We start from the raw sequence: 4,371 nt of genomic DNA, 5'->3' as shown, positions 1-4,371 counted from the left end.
CTTCTACGCCGACGGGCGCCGCTTCGGGCGCGGGCGCGGGCGTCACGGGCGGGGGCAACGTTCCGGGGCGCGTGAGCGCCTCAGGGGTTGCGAGCATCGCATCGGGCAGGGTCCTGCGGCGCACGTGGCGCACCGGGGCCTGAGCCGTCGACGGCCCCTCGGGGGCAGTCTCGCCCTCGGCGCTCGCGGGCTCGGGGAGAGGATGCGCTTCGACGCTCAAGCCCATCGCCTTCGCGGCGGCCGCGAGCTCACGGACGAGGGCGAGTCCGGATTCGGGCCGCTTCGAGGGCGTCTTCTCGAGGAGGTGCAGGATCACCTCGGCCATCGGCTCGGGCACGTCCGAGGGGAGCGGCGGGACCGGGTCGTTCACATGGGCGAAGGCGATGTCCACCTGCGTGGAGCCGGTGAAGGGGCGGCGTCCGGCGATCGCCTCGTAGGCGATGACGCCGAGGGCGTAGAGATCGCCGAGGGCGGTCGCGGTCTCCCCCATCGCCTGCTCGGGCGGGAGGTACTGAGCGGTGCCCATGACCATGCCGGCGGCAGTGAGATCGATCTGGCCGGTGGAGCGGGAGATCCCGAAATCGGTGAGCTTCACCATCCCGTCGGGGCGCACGAGGATGTTCGCGGGCTTGATGTCGCGGTGGACGACGCCCGCGTCCGCCGCGGCCCCGAGGGCCATCGCGACCTGCGTGAGAATCGGGATGAGGTCCTCGCTCGCGATGCGGGCGCCGCCCTTGAGGTAGTGCGTGAGGGGGCGGCCTTCGACGAGTTCCATGACGATCCAGCCTCGACCGTCCTCCTCACCGGAATCCTGAACATTCGCGATATTGGGGTGCTGGATGCTCATGGAGTTCTTCGCCTCGATGCGAAGGCGCGACAGCGGGAGCTCTTCGCCGAAGAGCTCGGTCTTGAGGACCTTCGCGGCGACGAGACGGCCGGTTTCGGCGTCCCTGGCCTTCCAGACCTCCCCCATTCCCCCCTGCGCGATCGGGGTGAGGAGCTTGTACCTGCCTCCGAGGACGGTACCCGTGCGCGTGTTCAATCGTGAGTTCATCGGATCCCCGCTTCGAGGAGGGCCTGCGCGATCGGCCCGGCGGCCGTGGAGCCGAAGGGGTTGGGGTTCGCGTCATCGCCCTCGACGATGACGGCGAAGGCGATCTGGGGATCGTCCGCGGGGGCGAATCCGACGGCCCAGCCGTTCGTGCGCCCATTGACGCCCGTTTCGGCGGTGCCGGTCTTCGCCGCGGCCTGAATGCCGTTCGGGCGGATGTACTGGCCGGTCCCGTAGGGCTCGTTGACCGCGCTCTTCATCATCTCGGTCAGCTGATCGGCGATGTCGGCGCTGATGGGGGTGCCCGCGACCGAGGGGCGGGTTTCGCTCTGAACCGTGAGGTCGGCGTCGACGATCTGCGAAATGAGGTACGGCTCCATCATCGTTCCGCCGTTGGCGATGGCCTGGGCGACCATCGCCATCTGAAGGGGGGTGGCCTTGACGTCGAACTGGCCGATCGACGACATGGCGAGCTGGGCCGCATCCATCCCCTTGGGGAAGGAGGAGGGGGTGACTTTCAGCGGGATCGACAGGGGCTTGCCGAAGCCGAAGCGCTCCGCGACGTCGGCGAGCTGGGACTCGGTGAGCTTCTGACTCGCGAGGATGAAGGTCGTGTTGCACGAGCGCGCGAAGGCTTCGGTGAGCGTCGGATTGCCGTCGCCGCATTCGGCGGACAGGGCGTTGGGGACCGAGGTGGAGGTGCCCGGGAGGACGGTGGAAACGGGGGATTCCATGTTCGTCGTCGGGGACGCGATGCCGTTCTCGAGGAGGGCGATCGTCGTGAGGAGCTTGAAGGTCGAGCCGGGGGCGTACAGGGATCCCGCGATCGCTCGGTTCGAGAGCGGGTCGCCCGGATCGTCCACGAGCGCCCGGTAGGCCGAGTCGACGGCCGCGGAATCGAAGGCGGCCAGGGTGTTCGGATCGTAGGTGGGGGAGGAGTACAGGGCGAGGATCGCCCCGGTCTTGGCGTCGAGGGCGACGACCGCGCCCTTGCGATCGCCGAGCTGCTCGGCGGCGACCTGCTGGAGCGCCGGGTCCACGCTGAGGACGACTCCACCGCCCTGGCGGTTCGCCCCCGTGAAGAGGTTGTGGATCCGCTGGGCGAGGAGTGCCTGGTCCTGGCCGTCGAGGATCTGCTCGCTCGCCGCCTCCAGACCCGTGGCCTGGGAGAATGCCGAGGAGAAGAAGCCCGTGATCGGCGCGTAGAGGGGCCCCTGGGAGTAGGTGCGCTGGAAGCGCTTGGACCCTTCGACCTTGGTGGACGAGGCGATCGCCGTGCCGGCCACGATGATGGGGCCGCGATCGGTCTCGGCGGCGTGCAGGATCGTGCGCTCGTTGCGCGCATCGGCATTGAGCGCGGGCGCCTGGAACACCTGGTTGTTGGTGGCGGCCGCGCCGAGGAGGGCGAACATCGCGAGGATGACGATGAAGAGACGACGGATCTGCTGATTCATGCTGTGACCGTCGCTTGCTCGAGACGGGGGTGGATGCCGGAGTTCCACGGGGCGGGCTGCGCGTTGGGGCGACGGGCGGCGTCCGACACGCGGATGAGCAGGGCGACGGTGATCCAGGAGGAGACCATGGAGGAGCCGCCCGCCGCGAGGAAGGGGGCCGTCAGGCCCGTCAGGGGGATGAGGCGCGTGATGCCGCCGAGGACGACGAAGAGCTGGATCGCGAGGGAGAAGCTCAGGCCGGTCGCGAGGAGCTTCCCGAAGCCGTCGCGCACGCTGATCGCCGCGCGCAGCCCCCGTTCGATGAGGACGAGGTAGAGGACGAGGATCGCGAGGAGCCCGGTGAGCCCGAGCTCCTCCGCGAGGGACGACAAGATGAAGTCGGAGTTCGCCAAGGGGACGAGCTGGGGGTACCCGCGTCCCCATCCGGTTCCCATGAGGCCGCCCGAGGCCTGTCCGAAAAGGGACTGGACGAGCTGGTACGAGCCGCCGTTCTTCGCGTACACCTCGGTGTCGAGGGCGTGGAGCCATACGGAGAAGCGGTTCGCGACGTGCGGGAAGGCGCGAATGGCGACGAAGACCGCCGGGGTGAACATGGCGAAGCCGATGACGAGCCAGGAGACGCGGTTCGTCGCCACGTAGAGCATCGCGACGAAGAGCGTGAAGAACAGGAGGGAGGTGCCCAGGTCCCGCTGGAGGACGAGGATCGCGATGCCGACGAGCCAGACGACGAGGATCGGGCCGAGATCGCGCGCCCTCGGAAGCCGCATTCCGAGGAGCTTGCGCCCGCCGATCGCCAGATTGTCGCGGTTCGTCACCAGGTAGCCCGCGAAGAAGAGGGCGAGCGTGATCTTGACGAGTTCGCCCGGCTGGAAGGACATGCCCGCGATCCTGATCCACACCTTCGCGCCGTAGGTCTCCACGCCGAGTCCCGGGACGAGGGGGAGGAGCAGGAGGATCAGTGAGAACACCCCGAAGGTGTAGGTGTAGCGGCGCAGGATCCGGTGATCCTTCAAGAGGATGAGGACGGCGGCCGCCAGGGCGATGGCGATTCCGGCGAAGAGGAGCTGGCGCATGCCGATGGTCGGGGCGTCGAGGGCGGCGTAGGACATGTCGAGGCGGTAGATCATCGCGAGCCCCAGGCCCGTCAGGGCCACGGCGATCGGGAGGATCACGGGGTCGGCGTAGGGGGCGAGCAGGTGGACGCCGACCTCGGCGATGACCGCGAGCACGAGGAGGATGCCGACGTGCGCGAGCAGATTCGGGGGGAGCTGCCCGGTGCGATTGAGCGTTGCGAGGACGTATCCGCCGATCCCGACCGAAAGGGCCAGGAGGAGGAGCAGGATTTCGAGGCCGCGTCGAGGGCGGGCGGGCGCGATCGTGACGGTTGCCATCACTGCGCCTTCGTTTCGCCCGACTGCGCGTCGGCGCCCGATCGTGAAGCGGACTGGGCCCCCGATTCGGGCTCGTCGTTCGAGGAGACCCAGGACTTCGAGAGGCGGAGCTGGTCGATGTAGGCGTCGATCTCGGCGCGCGAGGAACGGATGACGGGATCCTCGAGGCGCTGGCGGTCCACGTCCTTGAGATCGGCGAGGGCGATATCGGTGACCTCCACCGCGTGCGAGAACTCCCAGGGGCCGAGGGACTGCGGGATCCCCTGGTGGATGACGACGTATCCTTCCTGGCCGATCGCGTAGTACTGCGTCTGGGTCCACGCCCAGGCGAGCCATCCCCCGCCGATGACGAGGGCGGTGGCGAGGAGCGCGAGGAGGGGGGCGAAGCGGCGCTTCGGCGCCGCGGGCTCGTCGTCGTCGGCGTCGTCCAGATCGAGGCTGCGGTGGCGGCGGAGGGCGGCGGCGCGGGCACTGT

Annotated in this window: 3 protein-coding genes and 1 pseudogene; all 4 read right to left on the bottom strand. The window is 69.1% G+C overall.

What is annotated here, in order from left to right; all coding sequences use genetic code 11:
* Nucleotides 1-1,054, bottom strand: a 1,054-nt coding sequence (locus ACQY7V_RS00035; protein ID WP_428638353.1) for a serine/threonine-protein kinase, incomplete at its 3' end; no start/stop codon positions are given.
* Complete coding sequence (locus ACQY7V_RS00030; protein WP_154475528.1) at nucleotides 1,051-2,505, bottom strand: peptidoglycan D,D-transpeptidase FtsI family protein; 1,455 nt, start codon at nucleotides 2,503-2,505, stop codon at nucleotides 1,051-1,053. The genes ACQY7V_RS00035 and ACQY7V_RS00030, both read right to left, overlap by 4 nt.
* The gene (locus tag ACQY7V_RS00025) at nucleotides 2,502-3,896 is read right to left on the bottom strand and encodes an FtsW/RodA/SpoVE family cell cycle protein (protein ID WP_303772844.1); all 1,395 of its coding nucleotides are present in this window, start codon (nucleotides 3,894-3,896) and stop codon (nucleotides 2,502-2,504) included. Before ACQY7V_RS00025 ends, ACQY7V_RS00030 begins: the two co-directional genes overlap by 4 nt.
* Nucleotides 3,896-4,371 (bottom strand): annotated as a pseudogene (locus ACQY7V_RS00020) (serine/threonine-protein phosphatase); the annotation flags it as partial. The pseudogene ACQY7V_RS00020 and the gene ACQY7V_RS00025, both read right to left, overlap by 1 nt.

This window comes from Schaalia sp. (assembly GCF_050312375.1).
Lineage (GTDB): Bacteria > Actinomycetota > Actinomycetes > Actinomycetales > Actinomycetaceae > Pauljensenia > Pauljensenia hyovaginalis.
This window is presented reverse-complemented; position numbering and strand designations above follow the sequence as displayed.

Coding starts and splice junctions, on each gene's coding strand:
- ACQY7V_RS00025 (WP_303772844.1), bottom strand. CDS start 3,896: ATGGCAACCGTCACGATCGCGCCCGCCCGCCCTCGACGCGGCCTCGAA.
- ACQY7V_RS00030 (WP_154475528.1), bottom strand. CDS start 2,505: ATGAATCAGCAGATCCGTCGTCTCTTCATCGTCATCCTCGCGATGTTC.